The sequence below is a fragment of the Streptomyces mabaensis genome, assembly GCF_053763515.1.
Map to the genome: position 1 here is coordinate 1 of NZ_JBSOPZ010000037.1, position 21,161 is coordinate 21,161.

Genomic DNA, 21,161 nt, shown 5'->3' on the forward strand with positions numbered 1-21,161 from the left:
AGACCGGCGCGGACATGAAGGTCAAGTACAAGGAGACCGCCCGCGGCGGCCTCGCCGTCAACGTCATCGAATGCTGACGCCATCCACCTCCCGAGAGGAGCGCACACCCATGGCAGCGCCCGCACCCGCGGTTCCCACAGGGACCGTGTTTTCGTCCGGCACCGCGTCGACCGGTGACCGGGCGGCCTCCACGGTCCCCTTCGACGCGGACCTCGCCGACGCGGACCCCGAGATCGCCGCAGCCCTGTCCGCACGGGTGGAACGCCGCCGGCGGACCCTGGAGATGACCGCCCTGGCGAACATCGCACCCGTAGCGGTGCGGCAGGCCCTGAGCACCTCGACGACCGGTACGTACGCCGAGGGCGGCGACCCCCGGCGCCGTACGCCCGTCAGCCCTGGCAGTCCCGTGAGCCCCCTCGGCCCGCTTGGCCCCGAACGCGCCGATGCCGTCGGCCGGTTCGCCGTCGAACGGGCAAGGGCCCTGTTCGGCGCCGCGTATGCCGATGTACGGCCGTACTCGGGAGGACAGGCCCACGCCGCGGCCCTCTCCGCCCTGCTCGCTCCCGGGGACACCGTGCTCGTGCCGGACGCGATGGCGCCCGGCGGGAGCGGACTCGCCGGCAGGCGGCACGGCCACCCGGGGCAGCTGTACGACGCCATCCCTTATAGCCTCCGCACCACCGACGGCCTCGTCGACATGGCGGAGGTCCACCGGCTCGCGCGCGCCCATCTGCCCAAGATGATCGTCGCGGGCGGGTCGGCCCATCCGCGACGGCCGGACTACGAACGGTTCCGGCGGATCGCCGACGAGGTCGGCGCCCTGCTGCTGGTCGACATGGCGCACGCCACCGGCCTCGTCGCGGCGGGCCTGCACCCCAGCCCCGTGCCCCACGCCCATGTCGTCACCGCCTCCCCCCAGACCCTCGGCGGCCCGCCGGGCGGGATGCTCCTCACGAACGACGCGTACGTCGCGGCCCGCCTCAACTCGGCCGTTCCCCACCGGCCGGAGAACGACGGGCTCGACGACATCACGGCGGCCCGGGCCGTCGCCCTGCGGATCGCCGCAACGCCTGCGTTCCGCGAGCGGCAGCGGCACGCACTGCGCGGTGCCCGCATTCTCGCCGGCCGACTCGTCGCCGACGATGTGGCCGAGACCGGAATCCGGGTGCTCACCGGCGCCACCGAGACACACGTCGTACTCGTCGACCTCCGTGCCGCCGCACTCGACAGCGGCCATGCCGCGGACCGGCTGCACTCACTCGGCATCACCGTGGACCGCACCGCGATGCCGGCCGATCCCGGTCCGTCGACGGCCCGCTCCGGACTGTGCATCGGGACCGCCGCCCTGGCGGGCCGCGAGTTCGACGACGCGGCCTTCCGCGAGGCCGCGGACGTCGTTGCCCGCGCACTCGCGCACGATCCCGGCGCCACGGCACTGTCCGCCCTGCGCGCGAGAGTGACCGCGCTGACGGCCCGTCATCCTCTCAGAAGCGGAAGACCGGGCCGGTGATGCCGTCCATGACGCAGGCGTTGGGGAAGGTCCGATGCCAGGCGACCGGCCGGCCGTTGTAGGTGCCCGTGGCGGTCGCCGTGACCGGGTCGTACTCCTTGGTGCATCGGTGGGGGTCGCCCGGCAGGGCGTCGAAGTCGCCGCCGGCCGCGGCCAGGTCGGCGCAGGCGGCTTCCGCCGCGGGGTGGGAGCCGCCGGGGGGATCGCAGTGCAGCAGGACGCCGCGGATCCAGGTGTTCTCGCTGCCCGACACGGTGAGGAACATGCCCGCGCCGGCGTCGGCTGCGGCGGCGTTCGCGGTACCTGTCAGTGTGCTGCCCAGCAGAATGGCCGCCACAGCGGCACCTGTCCTGATCTTCATGATCAGGCAAACGAGGGTGAACGCTGTCGGTCACGCCGGAATTTCGTGGCGGACCCGGCGCGGATCGCCGATGCTCATAAGCATGTCCCACACTGCCGACACGCATCCCGCACACGATCAGCCCGCCCGGCGCTGCGCCTGGTCCAACATGTTCCTGGACCCCGATGAGGATCCGCGCACCGACGGCGGGTTCGAGGGCGAGCGCGCCACCCTGACCGGCTATCTGCGCGACCAGCGCCTGACGTTGGAGATGAAGTGCGCCGGGCTCGATGCCGCCGCCATGGCGTGCCGCTCGGTGGAGCCGTCCATCCTCTCGCTGCTGGGCCTCGTGCGGCACATGGCCGAAGTGGAGCGCAAGTGGTTCCGGCGGGTGCTGGCCGGGCAGGACGCGCCGCCGCACTACCGCACCGATGGCGACCGCGACGCGGACTTCAACGGCGCGGTGCCCGATCCCGAGGTGGTCGCGCAGGCGTGGGACACCTGGCGGGCGGAAGTCGCCTTCGCGGAACGGTTCGTGGCCGAGGCGCCCGACCTCGCAGCCACCGGCCTCAACGGGCAGGAACCGATCTCGCTGCGCGAGGTGCTGGTGCACATGATCGAGGAGTACGCGAGGCACAACGGCCACGCCGACTTCCTGCGGGAGCGGAGCGACGGCAGAGTGGGCCAGTAGAGGGGTACCGGCCGGCACCGGGCCGGGCAGCCGTCATGTCATCCCGTCCGCCTCCGCCTTGGCCAGCTCCGATTTCCGGTACGAGTACGAGAAGTAGACGACCAGGCCGAGCAGGAACCAGACCGAGAACCGCGCCCAGGTCTGCCACTGCAGGAACGTGATCAGCCAGATCGAGAAGATCACACCGAGCGCGGGGACCACCGGCATCCCCGGGCAGCGGAAGGTGCGCGGCAGTTCGGGCCGTCGGTAGCGCAGCACGATCACCGCGATGCACACCACCACGAACGCCAGCAGGATGCCGATGTTGGTAAGCTCGGCCGCCTCTCCGATCGGCAGGAATCCGGCGATCACCGCCGAGGCGACACCGACGATCCACGTCACCCTGGTCGGCACGTGCCGGGTCTCGTGCGTCTTCGCGAACCACTTCGGCAGCAGCCCGTCCCGGCTCATGGCGAACCACACCCGGGTGACGCCCAGCATGAAGGTGAACATGACCGTGAGGATGCCGATGATGGCGCCGACCGCGATCACATTGGCGAGCCCGCCCAGACCCACCGACTCGAAGGCCGACGAGAAGCCGCTCTCCCTGTCGATCTCCCGGTAGTTCTGCATGCCCGTCAGCACCAGGCAGGCCAGCACGTACAGCACCATCGAGATCGCGAGCGAGTACACGATCGCCTTCGGCATGTGCCGCTGCGCGTCCTTGGACTCCTCGGCGGCCGTCGACATCGCGTCGTATCCGAAGACCGCGAAGAAGACGGTCGCGGCGCCGGTGAACGCCCCGCCGACGCCGAACGGGAAGAAGGGGTCGTAGTTGGCGGTGTCGATGTGGACCATACCCACGAAGATCACCACCAGCACCACCAGTACCTTCAGTACCACCACGACCGTCTCGAAACGAGCCGCGTTCTTGATGCCGAGGGTGAGCAGATAGGCGATCAGCAGACACAGCACCGCCGCGAACAGATCCACCTGGTGACCCTCGCCGGTTCCCGGTGCTCCCAGCATCCAGGCCGGCAGGTCGGCACCCGTCGCCTCGACCAGGAAGTTGAAGTACCCGGAGATCCCGATGGCGACGACCGCCACGATGGCCGTGTACTCCAGCAGAAGATCCCAGCCGATGAACCAGCCCGCGAGCTCACCGAGGACCGCGTAGCCGTAGGTGTACGCCGACCCGGCCTTCGGGATCATGCCGGCGAACTCGGCGTACGAGAAGGCGGCCGCCGCGCTCGCGATGCCCGCGACCAGGAACGACACCAGCACGGCCGGTCCCGCGGTGCCATTGGCGACGGCACCCGCCAGGCTGAAGATGCCCGCGCCGATGATGCCGCCGACACCGATCGCGGTCAGCTGCCAGAGCCCCAGGGTCCGGGTCAGCCGCTGATGGACGTCGGGCTCTTCGATCTGCTCGATGGGCTTGCGGCGCAGAACGCCGTGTCCCATCCGGTACCCGGCCATGGACGTCACCTCTTTGCGGACGACTTCGTTGCGGACGACATCGGCTGACGACGGATCATGATGGCCGAGGCCCCCCGGTCACGAAAGCGGCCACGCGGTTGTCCGCGCCGCCAATCCCAGTTGCTCCGGGCTCTGGGTCCTGTCCGGGCTAGGAGAGTTCGATGAGAAGGTCGCCGGCCTCCACCTGCTGGATCGAGTTGATGGCAAGACGGGACACGCTCCCGGCCATCGGGGCGGTGATGGTGGCTTCCATCTTCATCGCTTCGATGGTGGCCACGGTGGCACCCGCCTGGACCGCGTCGCCCTCGGCGACCGTCAGCGTGACCACGCCGGCGAACGGTGCCGCGACATGGGCGGGGTTGGACTTGTCGGCCTTCTCGGTCGCCGGGATGTCGGAGGCCACCGAGGTGTCACGCACCTGGATCGGGCGCAGTTGGCCGTTCAACGCCGCCATCACGGTGCGCATGCCCCGTTCGTCGGCCTCGCCGATGGCTTCCAGTTCGATGAGCAGCCGGACACCGGGCTCGAGGTCGACCGTGTACTCCTTCCTCGGACGGAGCCCGTAGAAGAAGTCCTTGCTGTCCAGCACACTGGTGTCGCCATAGGCCTGACGGTGTGTGTCGAAGTCCTTCGTCGGCCCGGGGAACAGCAGCCGGTTCAGCGTCGCCCGCCGGTCCTTCCCCAGCTGTTCGCGGTCCTCCTCGGACAGCTCCCGCATCGGCTTGGCACTGGTGCGGCCCTGAAGCGCCTTGCTGCGGAACGGCTCCGGCCAACCGCCCGGCGGGTTGCCCAGCTCGCCCTGCAGGAACCCGATCACCGAGTCCGGGATGTCGAAGGTGTTCGGCTCGGCCTCGAAGTCCTCCGGCGACACCCCGGCCCCGACCAGGTGCAGTGCCAGGTCGCCGACCACCTTCGACGACGGCGTGACCTTCACCAGGTGGCCGAGGATCCGGTCGGCTGCGGCGTACATCGCCTCGATCTCCCCGAAGCGGTCGCCGAGGCCGAGTGCGATCGCCTGCGTCCGGAGGTTGGACAGCTGCCCGCCGGGGATCTCATGGTGGTACACACGTCCGGTCGGCGACGCGAGGCCCGCCTCGAACGGCGCGTAGATCTTGCGTACGGTCTCCCAGTACGGTTCGAGGTCACCGACCGTGCGCAGATCCAGCCCGGTCGGCCGGTCGGAATGGTCGGTCGCGGCGACGATCGCCGACAGGGACGGCTGTGACGTGGTGCCCGCCATGGAGGCCACCGCCCCGTCCACCGCGTCCGCTCCGGCCTGGATCGCCGCGAGATAGGTGGCGAGCTGGCCGCCGGCGGTGTCGTGCGTGTGGATGTGCACCGGCAGGTCGAACTCCCTGCGCAGTGCGGAGACGAGCTTCACCGCTGCCGGAGCGCGCAGCAGCCCCGCCATGTCCTTGACCGCCAGCACGTGCGCGCCCGCGCCCACGATCTGCTCGGCCAGCCTGAGGTAGTAGTCCAGCGTGTACAGCTTCTCCGACGGGTCGGAGAGGTCGGAGGTGTAGCACAGCGCGACCTCGGCGACCGCCGATCCGGTCTCCCGTACGGCATCGATGGCCGGCCGCATCTGACCGACGTCGTTGAGCGCGTCGAAGATCCGGAAGATGTCGATGCCGGTGGCCGTGGCCTCCTCCACGAAGGCGCGGGTCACCTCGGTCGGGTACGGCGTGTAGCCCACGGTGTTGCGGCCGCGCAGCAGCATCTGCAGACAGATGTTGGGTACCGCCGCGCGCAGCTCGGCGAGGCGCTCCCAGGGGTCCTCGGCGAGGAAGCGCAGGGCGACGTCGTAGGTGGCGCCGCCCCAGCATTCCAGGGACAGCAGCTGCGGGACGGTCCGGGCCACCACCGGGGCCACGGCGAGCAGGTCCTTCGTACGGACCCGGGTGGCGAGCAGCGACTGATGGGCGTCACGGAAGGTGGTGTCGGTGACGCCGATCGTCGGCGAAGCGCGCAGCCACCGCGCGAAACCCTCCGGGCCGAGCTCGTCGAGCTTCTGCTTGGAGCCGGCCGGCGGCTCGGCAGCGGGCAGTGGCGGCAGTTTCGTGGCCGGGTCGGTCAGCCGGGGCCGCTCGCCGTAGGGCTTGTTCACCGTGACGTCGGCGAGGTAGGTGAGCAGCTTCGTGCCGCGGTCGGCGGAGTGCCGCGCGGTCAGCAGCTGCGGCCGCTGCTCGATGAACGACGTGGTGACCCGGCCGGCCCGGAAATCCGGATCGTCCAGCACGGCCTGCAGGAACGGGATGTTCGTGGACACACCGCGGATGCGGAACTCGGCCACGGCACGCCGGGCGCGGCCGATCGCGGTGCTGAAGTCCCGGCCCCGGCAGGTCAACTTGACCAGCATCGAGTCGAAGTGCGCGCTGATCTCCGTGCCGGCGTGGGCGGTGCCGCCGTCGAGGCGGATACCCGCGCCGCCCGGCGAGCGGTAGGCGCTGATCATGCCGGTGTCCGGGCGGAAGCCGTTGGCCGGGTCCTCGGTGGTGATCCGGCACTGCAGCGCGGCGCCGCGCAGGCGGACGGTCTCCTGCGTCAGCCCGAGGCCGGCCAGCGTCTCGCCGGCGGCGATCCGCAGCTGTGCCTGTACGAGATCGACGTCGGTGACCTCCTCGGTCACCGTGTGCTCGACCTGGATCCGCGGGTTCATCTCGATGAAGAAGTACCGGCCGCCGCGGTCGAGCAGGAACTCCACGGTGCCCGCGTTGCGGTAGCCGATCTGCCGGGCGAACTTCACCGCGTCGTCGCAGATCCGCTGGCGCAGCGCCGGGTCGAGGTTGGGCGCGGGCGCGAGCTCGATCACCTTCTGGTGGCGGCGCTGCAGCGAACAGTCACGCTCGAACAGGTGGATGACGTTGCCCTCGCCGTCGGCGAGGATCTGCACCTCGATGTGCCGGGGGTCGACGACGGCCTTCTCCAGGAAGACGGTCGGGTCACCGAAGGCGGACTCGGCCTCGCGGGCGGCCGCCTCGATGGACTCGCGCAGCATCTCCGGGTCCTCGACCCTTCGCATACCCCGCCCGCCGCCACCGGCGACGGCCTTGACGAACACCGGGAAGCCCAGCTCCTGGGCGGCCCGGACCAGCTCGTCCACATCGGCGGAGGGCGCCGAGGAACCGAGCACCGGGACACCGGCCGCACGGGCCGCGGCCACCGCGCGCGCCTTGTTCCCGGTCAGTTCGAGGATCTCCGCGCTCGGGCCGACGAACGCGATACCCGCCTCCTCGCACGCGCGCGCGAGGTCGGGGTTCTCGGACAGGAAGCCGTACCCGGGGTAGACCGCGTCGGCACCCGCCGTGCGCGCCGCGCGGACGATCTCCTCGACGGAGAGATAGGCACGCACCGGATGCCCCGGTTCCCCGATCTCGTAAGCCTCGTCGGCTTTCAGCCGGTGCAGCGAGTTGCGGTCCTCGTGCGGGAACACGGCGACCGTTCCCGCGCCCAGCTCGTAGCCGGCGCGGAACGCGCGGATGGCGATCTCACCACGGTTGGCGACCAGCACCTTGCGGAACATGGCTCATCGCTCCCTTCTTCGGATGACGGTGGGACCGCGGAGCGCCGGTTCCAGGGTGCGAGAGTACTCAGCGGAAGACGACAGTGCGGCTGCCGTTGACCATTACCCGGCTCTCGCTGTGCCACTCCACCGCGCGGGCCAGAACCCGCGCCTCGACGTCCCGGCCGACGGTGACCAGGTCGTCCGGGTCGCGCGAGTGGTCCACGCGGACGACGTCCTGCTCGATGATCGGTCCCTCGTCCAGGTCCGGGGTCACGTAGTGCGCCGTGGCGCCGACGAGCTTCACGCCGCGCTGGTGCGCCTGGACGTACGGCCGTGCGCCCTTGAAGCCGGGCAGGAACGAGTGGTGGATGTTGATGGCCCGGCCGTCCAGCTGCTTGCACAGGTCGTCCGAGAGGATCTGCATGTAGCGGGCGAGCACGACGAGGTCGACGTCCAGTGTGCCGACCAGCTCCAGCAGGCGCGCCTCCGCGTCGGCCTTCGTCTCGCGGGTTACCGGGATGTGGTGGAACGGGATGCCGTAACTCTCCGCCAGCGGTTCGAAGTCGCGGTGGTTGGAGACGATCGCCGGGATCTCGATGTTGAGCGCGCCGGTGCGCCGGCGGAACAGCAGGTCGTTCAGACAATGCCCGAACTTCGACACCATGATCAGGGTGCGGGTCGGAGTCGACGCGTCGCGCAGCCGCCAGGTGATCCGGTACGCCTCGGCCACCGGTCCGAAGCCGTATCGCAGGTGGTCCAACCCGGTCCCGGGATCGGACACATCGAAATGCACCCGCATGAAGAAGCGGTCCTCCAGGCGGTCGTCGAACTGCCGGCTCTCCAGGATGTTGCCGGAGTGCTGGACCAGGAAGCCGCTGATGGCGTGGACCAGCCCCGCTCGGTCGGGGCACGAGAGGGTGAGGACGAACTCGCGCCCGGGTTGCGGTCGAGGAGACATACCTGTCCTCCGTTGATGCATCATGCGCAACAAGATGAGTGATACGCAACATTTTCACGCCGGTCACCGGCCCGGTCAAGGGGGCGCCGGGGCGTCGCGCTTGCGGAATCGACGGCTCCGGCGCCTGGTCCCAGGCCGCTCCCGACACCCCCTTTGCTGTCCTGTTCCACGCCTTGACAAGGTCTGGAGCCGCCTCCAGACTGATGTTGCGTCAACCGCATTCCGTTTCGCTATACGCACCGAGGTGTCATGATGATTCCCGTGTGCCGTCTCGCGGATCTGCCGCGAGGCGAGGCCTACCGGCTCGAAGCAGACCCCCCTGTCGCCGTGTTCCACACCGAGGATGGCGAGGTCCTCGCCATCGACGACACCTGCACCCACCAGGACGCGTCGCTGTCCGACGGCTGGCTGGAGGGGTGCGAGGTCGAGTGCCCCCTGCACGCTTCGAAGTTCGACCTGCGCACCGGCGGCGTCGACTCACCACCGGCCAGGCTCCCCGTGCGTACTCACCAGGTCCTCGTCGAGGACGGCGTGGTCTACGTGCTGCTGTCCGACGCGGCGCCGAACCTCCCGCGCTCCTGCGCCGTGGCACGCCTGGCCGGAGAGCCGGCGTGAAGAGCGTGGCCGTGGTCGGCGCGTCGCTCGCCGGCCTCTCGGCCGCCCGCTCGCTGCGCGGACAGGGCTACGACGGACGCCTCGTCCTGATCGGCGACGAGTCCCACCGCCCCTACGACAGGCCGCCGTTGTCCAAGGAGTACCTCGCCGGCGCGATCGACGAGTCCGCACTCGGGCTCGAAGCGGACGGCGAGGATCTGGACGCCGAGTGGGTGCTCGGTGCGCGGGCCGTCGGGCTCGACCGGGGCGACCGCGCGGTCCGGCTCGCCGACGGCCGCTCGGTGCGGGCCGAGGGGGTCGTGATCGCCACCGGAGCCGCCGCTCGGTCCCTGCCGGGGAGCGAGGGCCTGGCCGGCGTACACGTCCTGCGTACGGTCGACGACGCCCGCGCGCTGCGCGCGGACCTGGCATGCGGCGGCCGGCTGGTCGTCATCGGGGGCGGATTCATCGGCGCCGAGGTCGCCTCGACCGCCTACGGTCTAGGCCTCGACGTGACGGTGGTCGAAGCGGCGCCCACACCGCTGACCGGACCGCTCGGGGCGGAGATGGGCGGCGTCGTCTCCTCGCTCCACGCGGACCACGGCGTCCGGCTGCTGTGCGGCGTCGGCGTGCGGGGCATCGGCGGAAAGCCACCAGGCGCTCCAGGCGCCGGCCGGGCGAGTGTGGACGCGGTCCTGCTGAAGGACGGCCGCCGCATCCCGGCCGACACCGTCGTCGTCGGGGTGGGCGCGCGGCCCTGCGTCGAGTGGCTGGAGAGCTGCGGTATCGCGCTGGACAACGGCGTGACGTGCGACGCGGCCGGCGGCACCAGTATCCCGGGCGTCGTCGCGGTCGGTGACTGCGCGGCCTGGTACGACCCCGCGGCCGGCGTCCATCACCGGGTCGAGCACTGGACCGGTGCCCTGGAGCGGCCGGCCGCCGCCGTGACCGCGCTGCTCTCCGGTGGCGCGGCCGCGCCGGAACCGCCCCGCCCGCCCTACTTCTGGTCCGACCAGTACGGCGTCCGGATCCAGTTCGCCGGGCATGCCGCCGGCGCGGACAGCGTCACGGTGGAGGAAGGTGCCCCGGCCGACCGCAGCTTCCTCGCGGTCTACCGCCGCGACGGCCGGCCGGTCGCCGTTCTCGGCATGAACCAGGCGCGGCTGTTCACCCGTCGGCGCCGGGAACTGGCCACCGCCGCCAAGGCCCGGACCGACAGCGTTCACGACCCGATCACGACGTCTCCAGCGAGGAGTGCACTGTGACAATGACCGGGCTGCCGGAGAGCCTGATCGCCACCCTTCCCGGCGGCCACTACACGGACCCGGAGATCTTCCGCCTGGAGCAGGAGCGCATCTTCGAGGCGATGTGGTTCTGCGTCGCGCGCTCCGCCGAGCTGGCCGGCCCGGGGGCCTTCAGGACCGTGGACGTGGGGCGCGAGAGCATCCTGGTGACCCGCTCGCGCGACCAGGTGATCCGGGCGTTCTTCAACGTCTGCCGGCATCGCGGCGCCCGGCTGTGCACCGAGGAATCCGGGCAGGTCAAGCGGGCGTTCCAGTGCCCCTACCACGCCTGGACGTACGGCATGGACGGCAAGCTCATCGCCGCCCCGAACCTGACCGGGATGCCGGATGTCGGCCGCGCCGAGTACGGCCTGGTGGAGGTGCAGGTGCGCGAGTGGCTCGGCTACGTGTGGGTGTGCCTGGCGGAGGACCCGCCCTCCTTCGAGGAGCACGTCATCGGCGACGTCGTGGCCCGGCTGGGCGACGTGGAGTGCATCGACCGGTACGACATCGCCGGCCTCGAGGTCGGCAGGCGGATCGTCTACGACGTAAAGGCCAACTGGAAGCTCATCATCGAGAACTTCATGGAGTGCTACCACTGCGCCACCATCCACCCCGAACTGACCGAGGTGCTCCCGCAGTTCGCGGACGGCTACGCCGCGCAGTACTACGTCGGCCACGGCGCCGAGTTCGGCGAGGAGGTCAATGGCTTCACCGTCGACGGCGGCGAGGGCCTGGACCGTATCCCCACCGTGTCCGAGGACCAGGACCGCCGGTACTACGCGATCACCGTCCAGCCACAGGTCTTCATCAACCTGGTGCCGGACCACGTGATCTTCCACCGGATGTACCCGGTGGCCGCCGACCGCACCATCGTCGAGTGCGACTGGCTCTACCTCCGGGAGGTGGTGGACAGCGGCAAGGACCTCAGCCGCTCCGTCGAGCTGTTCGACCGTGTCAACCGGCAGGACTTCGACGCCTGCGAGCGCTGCCAGCCGGCGATGAGCTCGCGCCTGTACGCCAAGGGCGGCGTCCTGGTGCCCAGCGAGCACCACATCGGTGTGTTCCACGACTGGGTGCACGCGCGTCTGGGCACGCGGCAGCCCTGACGCCCGGCGCTCATGCCCGGGCCCCGGGCACCGACCGGTAGCCCGGCGTCAGCCCAGATAGCCCAGCCGGTTACTGATCTCCTGGGCTCCGGCGAGGAGCCCCGGGGCGATCTCGTGCATGCGCTCCTCGGTGAACCGGTACGACGGCCCCGAGGCGCTGACGGCGGCGACGACATCACCGTCCATGGAGCGGATCGGCGCGGCGATGGCATGCAGCCCGATCTCGAACTCCTCAAGGGTGAGGGCGTACCCGAGCTCCAGGGCCTCGTCGAGGCTCTTGCCCAGCCGGGCCTTGGTGGTGATGGTCTGCGGCGTCAGTTTCTCCAGGCCGGCTTCCGCCAGCAGGGCCGCCCGTCTCTTCGTGGAGAGCTGGGCCAGGAGGATCTTGCCGCTGGAGGTCGCGTGCAGCGGCGTCAGCTGCCCCACCCAGTTGTGCGCGGTGACGGCACCGGGGCCGCGTACCTGGAAGAGGTTGATCGCGTGGTGGGACTCCAGGACTGCGACATTGACCGTCTCCCCGATCTCCTCGGCGAGCCGCTCGCAGACCGGACGGCTCTGCTGGGTGATGTCGAGGCGTCCGGTCACCGCACCGGCCAGGCGCACGATGCCGAAGCCGAGCCGGTACTTGCCGCGCTCGCCGGCCTGCTCGACCAGACCGCGCGCCTCCAGGGCGCCGAGCAGCCGGAACGCGGTGGACTTGTGGACGTCGATCTCGGCGGCCACTTCGCTGACGCCGGCCTCGCCGCGCTGGGCGAGGATCTCCAGGACGCTGACCGCGCGGTCGACGGACTGTACTCCTCCGGCCGCCCCCGCGGTTTCCATAGCGGTGCTGTAGTTGCTCATAGTGAAACTATACGTGCGGTAAACAACGCGGTGATGGTGGACGCGTGAAGTGAAGAGGGAGAACGAGGGTTGCGTCGCTCGCAACCTGGTGCGCATAGCGGTACACGTACTAGCATCTCCGCGTATCGGCAGCGGGGAGCGATCTCCGGAGGCAGTCATGGAGCCACAGCAGGCGGAGTTCTCTAGGCACACCCCCACCGGGCAGGGGCAGCCCGGTCCCGCCCGGTAATCCGAGGGTCCCGCCATGCGACGTGCACGGTATCCCGAGACGGCCGTACGGGCGCCCCGGCCGGGCGGCCTGCCGGACCTGCTGCGCAGCGTCCGCTACGAGGTCCTGCCGGCCAAGGCCACCGAGGACATGGTCCTCCAGTGGGTCCCTCCCGAGGTGCCGGTCACGGTCACCGCGTCGCCTGCCAAGGGCCTCGCGCCGACCCTGGACCTCGCGACGCGCCTGGCGGCGCACGGGTACCGCGTCGTGCCGCATGTGCCCGCCCGGCTGCTCGTGGACGACGCGCACCTGAGCGACGTCGTCGACCGGCTCCGGGCGGCCGGCATCGACGAGGTGTTCGTGCCGGCCGGCGACGCGGATCCTCCGGCCGGCACGTACGACGCGGCGCTGCCCGTGCTGCGGCGACTGACCGAACTGGGCAGCCCGTTCACGCACGTCGGTATCACCGGCTATCCCGAGAGCCATCCGCTCATCGACGACGACGTCACCGTCCAGGCGATGTGGGACAAGCAGGCGCACGCGACGTGCATCGTCAGCAATCTCTGCTTCGATCCGGCGGTACTGGGCCACTGGATCCGGCGGCTGCGCCGCCGGCACATCACGCTTCCGGTCCATGTGGGGGTCGCCGGTCCCGTCCAGCGGGCGAAGCTGCTGTCCATGGCGACGAAGATCGGCGTGGGGGAGTCGGCGCGGTTCCTGACCCGGCACCCCTCCTGGTTCCTGCGCTTCGCGGCGCCGGGAGGCTACGCGCCGGACCGGCTGCTGCGCGGGAGCGCTGCCGTGCTCACCGCACCCGAGGCGTCCGTGGCGGGACTCCATCTGTTCACCTTCAACCAGATCGCCGAGACCGAACGCTGGCGCCGGGGAATGCTCGAACGCATCGCCGCCCAGGAGGTGTCCGGCCCGGCAACCCGGCGTCGGAACTCTTGACGTACGTCGGCGGCGCGCACAATTTCGCATGCGGCCGGGCCGCCCGCCCGGGCCAGGCGCTCCTCTTGACACCACACCTGACGACCGGCAGTGTGAGTTGCGCAACCTGATGCATGTTGCGCTGACAGCAACTGAACTGCTTCTTCGACCGGAGGTGCGGCGATGGCGGGACCGCGGGTGGTCATCATCGGAGCGGGCGTGGTGGGGGCGGCGCTGGCCGACGAACTGTCCTCCCGGGGCTGGACCGAAGTGACGGTCGTCGACCAGGGCCCGCTGCCCGCCACCGGCGGGTCCTCGTCCCACGCCCCAGGGCTGGTGTTCCAGGCCAACCCCTCGAAGACCATGACGGAGATGGCCCGCTACACCATCGAGAAGCTCGCCGCACTCGACGTCGACGGACAGCCCTGCTTCCTGTCCACAGGAGGCCTCGAGGTCGCCACCACCCCGGAACGGCTCACCGAACTCCGCCGCCGGCACGGCTGGGTCACCGCCTGGGGCATCGAGGCCCGGCTGATCGGCCCCGACGAGTGCGTCGAGCTGCACCCGCTGGTGGACCGCGACCGGGTACTGGGCGGCCTGCTGGTCCCCACCGACGGTCTGGCCAGGGCGGTGCTCGCGGTCGAGGCCCAGATCCGGCTTGCCACCGCCCGCGGCGTGCGCTTCCTCGCCCGCCACGAGGTCCTGGACATCACCGCGCAGGACGGGCGTGTCACCGCCGTCGTCACCGACCAGGGCGAGATCCCCGCGGACATCGTCGTGTGCTGCGCCGGCATCTGGGGGCCCAAGGTCGCCCGTATGGCGGGCATGAATCTTCCGCTGACACCGCTGGCGCACCAGCTGGCGTGGACCGGCCCCGTACCGGCACTCGCCGGGCAGGCGGCCGAGGCCGTCCGTCCCATCCTGCGCCACCAGGACGCGGACCTGTACTACCGCGACCGCTTCGACCGGCTCGGCATCGGGTACTACGGCCACCGCCCCATGCCGGTCACGGCGGACGACATCGCGCCGGTGGACGCCGCGGAGGTGATGCCCTCGATCCTGCGGTTCACCGAGGACGACTTCGCCGACGCGTGGGCCGAAACCCAGGCGCTCCTGCCCGCGACGAAGGAAGCGAAGATCGAGGAAGGGATCAACGGGCTCTTCTCCTTCACCCCCGACGGCATGCCCCTGCTGGGCGAGTCACCGGACGTGAAGGGCTTCTGGGTCGCCGAGGCCGTGTGGGTCACCCACTCGGCCGGGGTCGGCCGCGCCATGGCCGAATGGCTCGTCGACGGCCACTGCTCGGCCTTCGACCTGCACGAGTGCGACGTCAACCGCTTCGAACCGCACCAGCTCGCCCCCGACTACGTCCTGGCCCGCGACTGCCAGAACTTCGCCGAGGTCTACGACATCCTCCACCCCCTCCAGCCGGCGGGCGCACCGCGGCCGCTGCGGACCAGCCCCTTCTACCCGCGCCAGCAGGAACTCGGCGCGTTCTTCCTGGAGGCATCCGGCTGGGAGCGGCCGCAGTGGTACGCCGCCAACGAACCCCTGGTAGCCGGACGGGACATACCGACACCGAACGACTGGGCCGCCCGGTACTGGTCGCCGATCGTCGGCGCCGAGGCCCAGGCCACCCGGGAGAGCGTCGCGATGTACGACATGACGGCACTGAAGCGGCTGGAGGTCACCGGCCCCGGCGCCGCGGCGTACCTCCAGTACCTGACCACCGCGAACGTCGACAAGTCCGTCGGCTCGGTGACGTACACCCTGATGCTCGACACGAACGGCGGCATCCGCAGCGACGTGACGGTCGCGCGGCTGGGCCGGGACCACTTCCAGGTCGGCGCCAACGGCAATGCGGACCTCGACTGGCTCACCCGGCACCTGCCCGAAGACCGCTCCGTCGCCGTACGTGACATCACCGCCGGCACCTGCTGCATCGGCCTGTGGGGCCCGAAGGCGCGCGAGGTGCTCCAGCCGCTGGCCGACGAGGACTTCTCGAACGCCGGCCTGAAGTACTTCCGCGCCAAGCGCGCCCACATCGGTTCCGTTCCGGTCACCGCGATGCGGCTGTCCTACGTCGGCGAGCTCGGCTGGGAGCTGTACACGACCGCCGACATGGGCCTGAAGCTGTGGGACACCCTCTGGGAGGCGGCCAGGCCCCACGGAGGCATCGCGGCGGGCCGGGGCGCCTTCAACAGCCTGCGGCTGGAGAAGGGTTACCGCTCCTTCGGCACCGACATGACATTCGAGCACGACCCGTACGAGGCCGGTGTCGGCTTCGCCGTGAAGACGGACAAGGGCGAGTTCCTCGGCCGCACCGCGCTGGAGCGGCGCGCCGGCTCGGTGCGCCGCCGCCTCAGCTGCCTGACCATCGACGATCCCAGGGCCGTGGTGATGGGCAAGGAGCCCGTGTACGACGGCGAGCGGCCGGTCGGCTACGTCACCAGCGCCGCGTACGGCTACACCATCGGCAAAGGCATCGCCTACGCCTGGCTGCCCGCCGAGCTGGCCACGACCGGGCGCACCCTGCACATCGGCTACTTCGATCAGCTCGTGGCAGCGCGGGTGGCGGACGAGCCGCTGTTCGACCCGTTCATGTCCCGGCTGCGCGGCTAGGCCCTGTCCGCAGTAGCCCGGCCCATGTCGTCGACCCCCTCTCCACCCGCACCTGTCAGGAGACGCGCGATGAGCCCCCGCACCCCAGGCGCCGACCTCCCCGAGCACCCCGACCGGCTGTGGCGCACACCCGAGCCCAAGCGCCGTTACGACGTCGTCATCGTGGGCGGCGGGGGGCACGGCCTCGCCACCGCCCACTACCTGGCCAGGAACCACGGCATCACCGACGTCGCCGTACTGGAGAAGGGCTGGCTCGCCGGCGGCAACATGGCCCGCAACACCACCATCATCCGGTCCAACTACCTGTGGGACGAGAGCGCCGGAATCTACGAACACGCCCTCAAGCTGTGGGAGGGGCTCGAGGACGACCTCGACTACCCGATCCTCTTCTCCCAGCGCGGCGTGCTGAACCTCGCCCACAGCCTCCAGGACGTACGGGACAGCGTGCGCCGCGTGGAGGCCAACCGGCTCAACGGCGTGGACGCCGAATGGCTCGACCCGCAGCAGGTCAAGGAGGCCTGCCCGATCGTCAACATCTCGCCGGACGTGCGCTACCCGGTCATGGGCGCCACGTACCAGCCGCGCGCGGGCATCGCCAAGCACGACCACGTCGCCTGGGGCCTCGCCCGCGCCGCCGACGCCGCCGGTATCGACCTCATCCAGAACTGCGAGGTCACCGGCATCGACATCCAGGACGGCCGGGTCACCGGGGTCCGCACCTCGCTGGGCCCGATCACCGCGGGCAAGGTGGCCCTGTGCGCCGCCGGCCACTCCTCCGTACTCGCCTCGATGGCCGGCTTCGATGTGCCGATCCAGAGCCACCCGCTGCAGGCCCTGGTGTCCGAGCTGCTCGAACCGGTGCACCCCACCGTCGTCATGTCGAACGCGGTGCACGTGTACGTCAGCCAGGCGCACAAGGGCGAACTCGTCATGGGCGCCGGCATCGACGCGTACAACTCCTACACCCAGCGCGGCGCGTTCCACATCATCGAACGACAGATGGCCGCGGCCCTGGAGCTGTTCCCCGTATTCGCCCGCGCCCACGTCCTGCGCACCTGGGGCGGCATCGTGGACGTCAGCCCCGACGCCTCACCGATCGTCGGACTCACCCCCGTCGAACGGCTCTACCTCAACTGCGGCTGGGGCACCGGCGGCTTCAAGGCCACACCCGGCGTCGGCTGGGCCTTCGCACACACCATCGCCCACGACCGGCCGCACCCGCTCAACGCCCCCTTCACGCTCGAACGCTTCACCACCGGCGCGCTCGTCGACGAGCACGGCGCGGCCGCGGTGGCCCACTGAGGAGCGAATGCCATGCTGCTCATCCCATGCCCCTGGTGCGGTCCTCGCGACGAGGCCGAGTTCCACTACGGCGGACAGGCGCACGTGCCCTACCCCGAGGACCCCGCGGCCCTCACCGACGAGGAATGGGCGCGCTACCTCTTCTTCCGCGACAACCCCAGGGGACCCTTCCCCGAGAGATGGAACCACGCGGACGGCTGCCGCCGCTGGTTCAACGCCGTCCGGGACACGGCGACCAACGAGATCCTCGCCGTCTACCGGACCGGCGAACCGAGGCCGGTGATCGCATGACCTCACAAGCGTTCCGACTGTCCCACGGCGGACGGATCTCCCGCGACGAGCCGCTGAGCTTCCGCTTCGACGGCGTGGAGTACACCGGGTACCGGGGCGACACGCTCGCCGCCGCGCTGCTCGCCAACGGCGTCCACCAGACCGGCACCAGCATCAGGCTCGGCCGCCCGCGCGGCATCTTCTCCGCCGGCATCGAGGAGCCGGGCGCCGTCATCCAGATTGAGGCGCCGTTCCCCGAGCCGATGCTCCCGGCGACCACCGTCGAGCTGTACGACGGCCTCGCCGCGAGCAGCCTGCCCGGCCAGGGGCGGCTCGCCACCGAACCCGACCCCGCACGCTACGACGCCGTACACGCCCACTGCGACCTCCTGGTCGTCGGCGGCGGACCGGCCGGCCTCACCGCAGCGGCCGCGGCCGCCCGCAGCGGAGCGCGCGTGATCCTCGCGGACGACCAGAGCGAGCTCGGCGGAAGCCTGCTCGGCACACGCGAGACACTCGACGGCTCACCGGCCACCGAGTGGGCCGCCGCCGCCGGCCGCGAACTCGACGCCGCCCCCGAGGTACGAGTGCTGCGCCGCACCACCGTCTTCGGCTACTACGACGACAACCACCTGCTGGCCGTCGAGCGCCGCACCAACCACCTCGGCGCCGAGGCACCCGCCCACGTCTCCCGCGAGCGGGTCTGGCGCATCCGGGCCCGCCGGGTCGTCCTGGCCACCGGCGCACACGAACGCTCGGTCGCCTTCGCCGACAACGACCGGCCGGGCGTCATGCTCGCCGGCGCCGCGCGTACCTACGTCAACCGCTACGGGGTCGCCCCCGGGCGCCACGCGGTCGTGTTCACCACGAACGACAGCGGCTACGCCGCCGCGCTCGATCTCGCCGACGCGGGTATGCACATCGCGGCGGTCATCGACACCCGGCCGGAACCGGGGGAGTGGGCGCGCCGCGCCCAGCGGTCTGGAATCGAGGTCCTCGCCGGGCACGCCGTGGCCGGCACCACGGGGGAAGCACGGGTCTCGTCGGTGCTCGTGGCCCCCTTCGGCGAGGGCTCGGCGCGCGGCGAGATCACCGCCGACCTGCTCCTGGTCGCGGGCGGATGGAACCCGGTCGTGCACCTGTTCAGCCAGGCCGGAGGGCGGCTGCGCCACGACGCGGAGCTCGGATCGTACGTCCCGGACCGCTGCCGTCAGGCGGTCGAAGTCGCCGGCTCCGCCCGGGGCGTGTCCGACCTGCCCGGCTGCCTCACCGACGGCGCGGCGGCCGGATCCCGGGCGATCGAGGCCGAGGGCTTCGCCGTCACCGGTCCGCTCCCGCTCCCGGCGGCCGCCGAGGAGCCCCGGTCCCCCGCCATGCACGTGTTCGTCGTGCCCGGGGCGGAGGGCGGGGGCTACTCCACCCACTTCGTCGACCTCCAACGCGACGTCACCGTCGACGACCTGGCCCGCGCGACGGGGGCGGGACTGCGCTCGGTGGAGCACCTCAAGCGCTACACCACGGCAGGCACGGCGAACGACCAGGGCAAGACCTCGGGCGTGCTCGCGAACGGCGTCGTCGCACAGCTGCTCGGCGTCGACCCCGGCGACCTGGGCACCACGACCTTCCGGGCCCCGTACGCGCCGGTCGGCTTCGCCACCCTCGCCGGCCGTGACCGGGGCGCGCTGCACGATCCCGTAAGGGTCACCGCGCTCCACGCGTGGCATGTCACGCACGGCGCCCGCTTCGAGAACGTCGGCCAGTGGAAACGGCCCTGGTACTACCCGCGGAACGGCGAGGACATGGCGACGGCGGTGCTCCGCGAATGCCGCGCCGCCCGCGAAGGCGTCGCGTTCATGGACGCCTCCACCCTCGGCAAGATCGACGTCCAGGGACCGGACGCCGGCATCCTCCTCGACCGGCTCTACACCAACATGATGAGCACACTGAAGACCGGCATGATCCGCTACGGCGTGATGTGCCGCCCGGACGGCATGGTCTTCGACGACGGCACGGTCCTCCGCGTCGCCGACGACCACTTCCTGGTCACCACCACGACGGGCAACGCCGCCGCCGTACTCGACTGGATGGAGGAGTGGCTCCAGACGGAGTGGCCCGACCTGCGCGTGCACTGCACCTCGGTCACCGAACAGTGGGCCACCGTCGCCCTGGTCGGGCCCCGCTCCCGCGAGGTGCTGGGCGGCCTCGCCCCGCAGCTCGCCGTGGACGCGGACAGCTTCCCGTTCATGTCCTGGCGCGACACCGAGGTCGCCGGGATCCCGGCGCGGGTGTGCCGGATCAGCTTCTCCGGGGAGCTTGCGTACGAGACCAACGTCGAGGCCTGGGATGCCCTCGCGCTGTGGGAGGCGCTGTACGAGGCGGGCCGCGAGCTCGGCATCACGCCGTACGGCACGGAAACCATGCACGTCCTGCGAGCCGAGAAGGGCTACCCGATCGTCGGCCAGGACACCGACGGCACGGTCACACCGCAGGACCTCGGCATGAGCTGGGTGGTGTCGAAGAAGAAGCCCGACTTCACCGGCAAGCGCTCGTACGCCCGGCCGGACACCAGCCGGCCCGACCGCAAACACCTCGTCGGCCTGCTCCCCGACGACCCCGCCACCCTGCTGCCGGAGGGCACCCACCTCGTCACCACCGAGACCCTTCCCGCACCACCGGTGCCGATGCTGGGACACGTCACCTCCAGCTACCGCAGCGCCGCCCTCGGGCGGACCTTCGCGCTCGCCCTGATCCGCGGCGGCCGGGACCGCATCGGAGAGCGCCTGTACGCACCGGTGGGGGACACGCTGGTCCCGGTGACGGTCGCAAGCCCTGTTCTCTACGACCCCGAGGGGGCACGCCGCGATGGCTGAAACCGCAACCCGCCGACACCCGGTGAGCCCGCTGTCCCACGCAGCGGACCGGTTCGCCGCCGCCACCCGGGCCTCGGGCGGAGCGCTGCGCCTGGCGGAACTCCCCTTCCTCGCCCAGCTCAACGTCCGCATCGACCCCAAGGGCCCGGCGGCGGACGCCGTCGAACTGGCCCTGGGACTCCCGCTCCCGCTGGAGGCGAACACCTGCGTGCGCGGCGGCGAGTTGGCCGCGCTCTGGCTGGGGCCCGACGAATGGCTCGTCGTCGGCCCCGCCGGGACACAGTACGAACTCCGGGCGGGGCTGCGCGCGGCGGTCGAGGAGGCCGGCGCCACCGGAGCCGTCGTCGATGTCTCGGCCCAGCGCACCACCCTGCTCGTCGCCGGCTCCTCGGCCGCCGACCTGCTGGCCCACGGCTGCGCGCTCGACCTGCACCGGCACTCCTTCGGGGCGGGCCGGTGCGCACAGACCACGCTGGCCCGTGCGCAGGTGGTCCTCGTCCGCCGGGACGAGCACAAACCGGGATTCTTGGTCCTGGTGCGCTCGTCCTTCGCGGGGTACCTGGCCGAATGGCTTCTCGACGCCGCTTCGGAGTACACGTCCGCGCTGTCCGCTCCGGTGATGTGGCGCGGGGCGCCGGTGGGGAGGGCTGGATAGAATTCAGGGGTGG

The 21,161-nt window shown here is 71.1% G+C and carries 14 protein-coding genes and 1 pseudogene; 10 read left to right on the forward strand and 5 right to left on the reverse strand.

The window, feature by feature from the left end; all coding sequences use genetic code 11:
• The first annotated feature begins 109 nt into the window (after positions 1–109).
• Complete coding sequence (locus ACWV17_RS27465) at positions 110–1,510, forward strand: serine hydroxymethyltransferase (RefSeq protein WP_455361786.1); 1,401 nt, start codon at positions 110–112, stop codon at positions 1,508–1,510.
• Here ACWV17_RS27465 and ACWV17_RS27470 read toward each other — a convergent pair.
• Entirely contained in the window at positions 1,485–1,871 is a 387-nt protein-coding gene (locus tag ACWV17_RS27470; RefSeq protein WP_455357276.1) for an SSI family serine proteinase inhibitor, read from the reverse strand. The genes ACWV17_RS27465 and ACWV17_RS27470 overlap by 26 nt on opposite strands.
• A gap of 148 nt (positions 1,872–2,019) precedes the next feature.
• Here ACWV17_RS27470 and ACWV17_RS27475 point away from each other — a divergent pair, with 148 nt between their 5' ends.
• A complete protein-coding gene (locus ACWV17_RS27475; RefSeq protein WP_455361843.1) occupies positions 2,020–2,541 on the forward strand; it encodes a DinB family protein in 522 nt (173 codons plus the stop codon).
• A 33-nt stretch (positions 2,542–2,574) separates the two neighbouring features.
• Here the strand turns inward: ACWV17_RS27475 and ACWV17_RS27480 are convergent, their stop codons facing one another.
• The 3 genes from ACWV17_RS27480 to purU all read right to left on the reverse strand — a co-directional run bounded on the left by ACWV17_RS27480 (position 2,575) and on the right by purU (position 8,462).
• Positions 2,575–3,999 carry an amino acid permease gene (locus ACWV17_RS27480; protein ID WP_455361787.1) on the reverse strand — a complete coding sequence of 475 codons (1,425 nt, stop codon included), beginning with the start codon at positions 3,997–3,999 and terminating at the stop codon, positions 2,575–2,577.
• A 148-nt stretch (positions 4,000–4,147) separates the two neighbouring features.
• Positions 4,148–7,522, reverse strand: a complete 3,375-nt coding sequence (locus ACWV17_RS27485; RefSeq protein ID WP_455361788.1) for a pyruvate carboxylase — start codon at positions 7,520–7,522, stop codon at positions 4,148–4,150.
• 67 nt (positions 7,523–7,589) lie between these two features.
• The gene (purU, locus tag ACWV17_RS27490; protein WP_455361789.1) at positions 7,590–8,462 is read right to left on the reverse strand and encodes a formyltetrahydrofolate deformylase; all 873 of its coding nucleotides are present in this window, start codon (positions 8,460–8,462) and stop codon (positions 7,590–7,592) included.
• A gap of 249 nt (positions 8,463–8,711) precedes the next feature.
• On the opposite strand from purU, the gene ACWV17_RS27495 reads away from it, so the two are divergent.
• The 3 genes from ACWV17_RS27495 to ACWV17_RS27505 are packed head-to-tail and all read left to right on the forward strand — an operon-like array spanning position 8,712 to position 11,448.
• Entirely contained in the window at positions 8,712–9,077 is a 366-nt protein-coding gene (locus ACWV17_RS27495) for a bifunctional 3-phenylpropionate/cinnamic acid dioxygenase ferredoxin subunit (RefSeq protein WP_455357281.1), read from the forward strand.
• A complete protein-coding gene (locus tag ACWV17_RS27500) occupies positions 9,074–10,321 on the forward strand; it encodes an NAD(P)/FAD-dependent oxidoreductase (protein ID WP_455361790.1) in 1,248 nt (415 codons plus the stop codon). Before ACWV17_RS27495 ends, ACWV17_RS27500 begins: the two co-directional genes overlap by 4 nt.
• Positions 10,318–11,448 (forward strand): aromatic ring-hydroxylating oxygenase subunit alpha, encoded by a 1,131-nt coding sequence (locus ACWV17_RS27505; protein WP_455361791.1) that lies wholly within the window; start codon positions 10,318–10,320, stop codon positions 11,446–11,448. The genes ACWV17_RS27500 and ACWV17_RS27505 overlap by 4 nt, the downstream gene beginning before the upstream one ends.
• 48 nt (positions 11,449–11,496) lie before the next feature.
• Here the strand turns inward: ACWV17_RS27505 and ACWV17_RS27510 are convergent, their stop codons facing one another.
• The gene (locus tag ACWV17_RS27510) at positions 11,497–12,291 is read right to left on the reverse strand and encodes an IclR family transcriptional regulator (RefSeq protein ID WP_455357284.1); all 795 of its coding nucleotides are present in this window, start codon (positions 12,289–12,291) and stop codon (positions 11,497–11,499) included.
• Between the two features lie 244 nt (positions 12,292–12,535).
• Between ACWV17_RS27510 and ACWV17_RS27515 the strand changes: the two genes are divergently transcribed.
• From ACWV17_RS27515 to ACWV17_RS27535, 5 genes and pseudogenes are all read left to right on the forward strand, one after another.
• A complete protein-coding gene (locus ACWV17_RS27515; RefSeq protein ID WP_455361792.1) occupies positions 12,536–13,450 on the forward strand; it encodes a 5,10-methylenetetrahydrofolate reductase in 915 nt (304 codons plus the stop codon).
• 162 nt (positions 13,451–13,612) lie between these two features.
• The gene (locus ACWV17_RS27520) at positions 13,613–16,051 is read left to right on the forward strand and encodes a GcvT family protein (RefSeq protein ID WP_455361793.1); all 2,439 of its coding nucleotides are present in this window, start codon (positions 13,613–13,615) and stop codon (positions 16,049–16,051) included.
• 69 nt (positions 16,052–16,120) lie between these two features.
• On the forward strand, positions 16,121–17,353 hold the full coding sequence (locus ACWV17_RS27525; protein ID WP_455361794.1) for a sarcosine oxidase subunit beta family protein: 1,233 nt from the start codon (positions 16,121–16,123) through the stop codon (positions 17,351–17,353).
• Positions 17,354–17,365: 12 nt separating this feature from the next.
• Positions 17,366–20,493, forward strand: a pseudogene (locus tag ACWV17_RS27530) (sarcosine oxidase subunit alpha family protein).
• Positions 20,486–21,148, forward strand: a complete 663-nt coding sequence (locus tag ACWV17_RS27535) for a sarcosine oxidase subunit gamma (protein ID WP_455361795.1) — start codon at positions 20,486–20,488, stop codon at positions 21,146–21,148. Before ACWV17_RS27530 ends, ACWV17_RS27535 begins: the two are co-directional and overlap by 8 nt.
• Positions 21,149–21,161 lie beyond the last annotated feature (13 nt).

Bases quoted from the DNA above. Each gene is read 5' to 3' on its own strand.
- ACWV17_RS27465 (WP_455361786.1), top strand. From the start codon at position 110: ATGGCAGCGCCCGCACCCGCGGTTCCCACAGGGACCGTGTTTTCGTCC.
- ACWV17_RS27470 (WP_455357276.1), bottom strand. From the start codon at position 1,871: ATGAAGATCAGGACAGGTGCCGCTGTGGCGGCCATTCTGCTGGGCAGC.
- ACWV17_RS27475 (WP_455361843.1), top strand. From the start codon at position 2,020: ATGTTCCTGGACCCCGATGAGGATCCGCGCACCGACGGCGGGTTCGAG.
- ACWV17_RS27480 (WP_455361787.1), bottom strand. From the start codon at position 3,999: ATGGCCGGGTACCGGATGGGACACGGCGTTCTGCGCCGCAAGCCCATC.
- ACWV17_RS27485 (WP_455361788.1), bottom strand. From the start codon at position 7,522: ATGTTCCGCAAGGTGCTGGTCGCCAACCGTGGTGAGATCGCCATCCGC.
- purU (WP_455361789.1), bottom strand. From the start codon at position 8,462: ATGTCTCCTCGACCGCAACCCGGGCGCGAGTTCGTCCTCACCCTCTCG.
- ACWV17_RS27495 (WP_455357281.1), top strand. From the start codon at position 8,712: ATGATGATTCCCGTGTGCCGTCTCGCGGATCTGCCGCGAGGCGAGGCC.
- ACWV17_RS27510 (WP_455357284.1), bottom strand. From the start codon at position 12,291: ATGAGCAACTACAGCACCGCTATGGAAACCGCGGGGGCGGCCGGAGGA.
- ACWV17_RS27515 (WP_455361792.1), top strand. From the start codon at position 12,536: ATGCGACGTGCACGGTATCCCGAGACGGCCGTACGGGCGCCCCGGCCG.
- ACWV17_RS27520 (WP_455361793.1), top strand. From the start codon at position 13,613: ATGGCGGGACCGCGGGTGGTCATCATCGGAGCGGGCGTGGTGGGGGCG.
- ACWV17_RS27525 (WP_455361794.1), top strand. From the start codon at position 16,121: ATGAGCCCCCGCACCCCAGGCGCCGACCTCCCCGAGCACCCCGACCGG.
- ACWV17_RS27535 (WP_455361795.1), top strand. From the start codon at position 20,486: ATGGCTGAAACCGCAACCCGCCGACACCCGGTGAGCCCGCTGTCCCAC.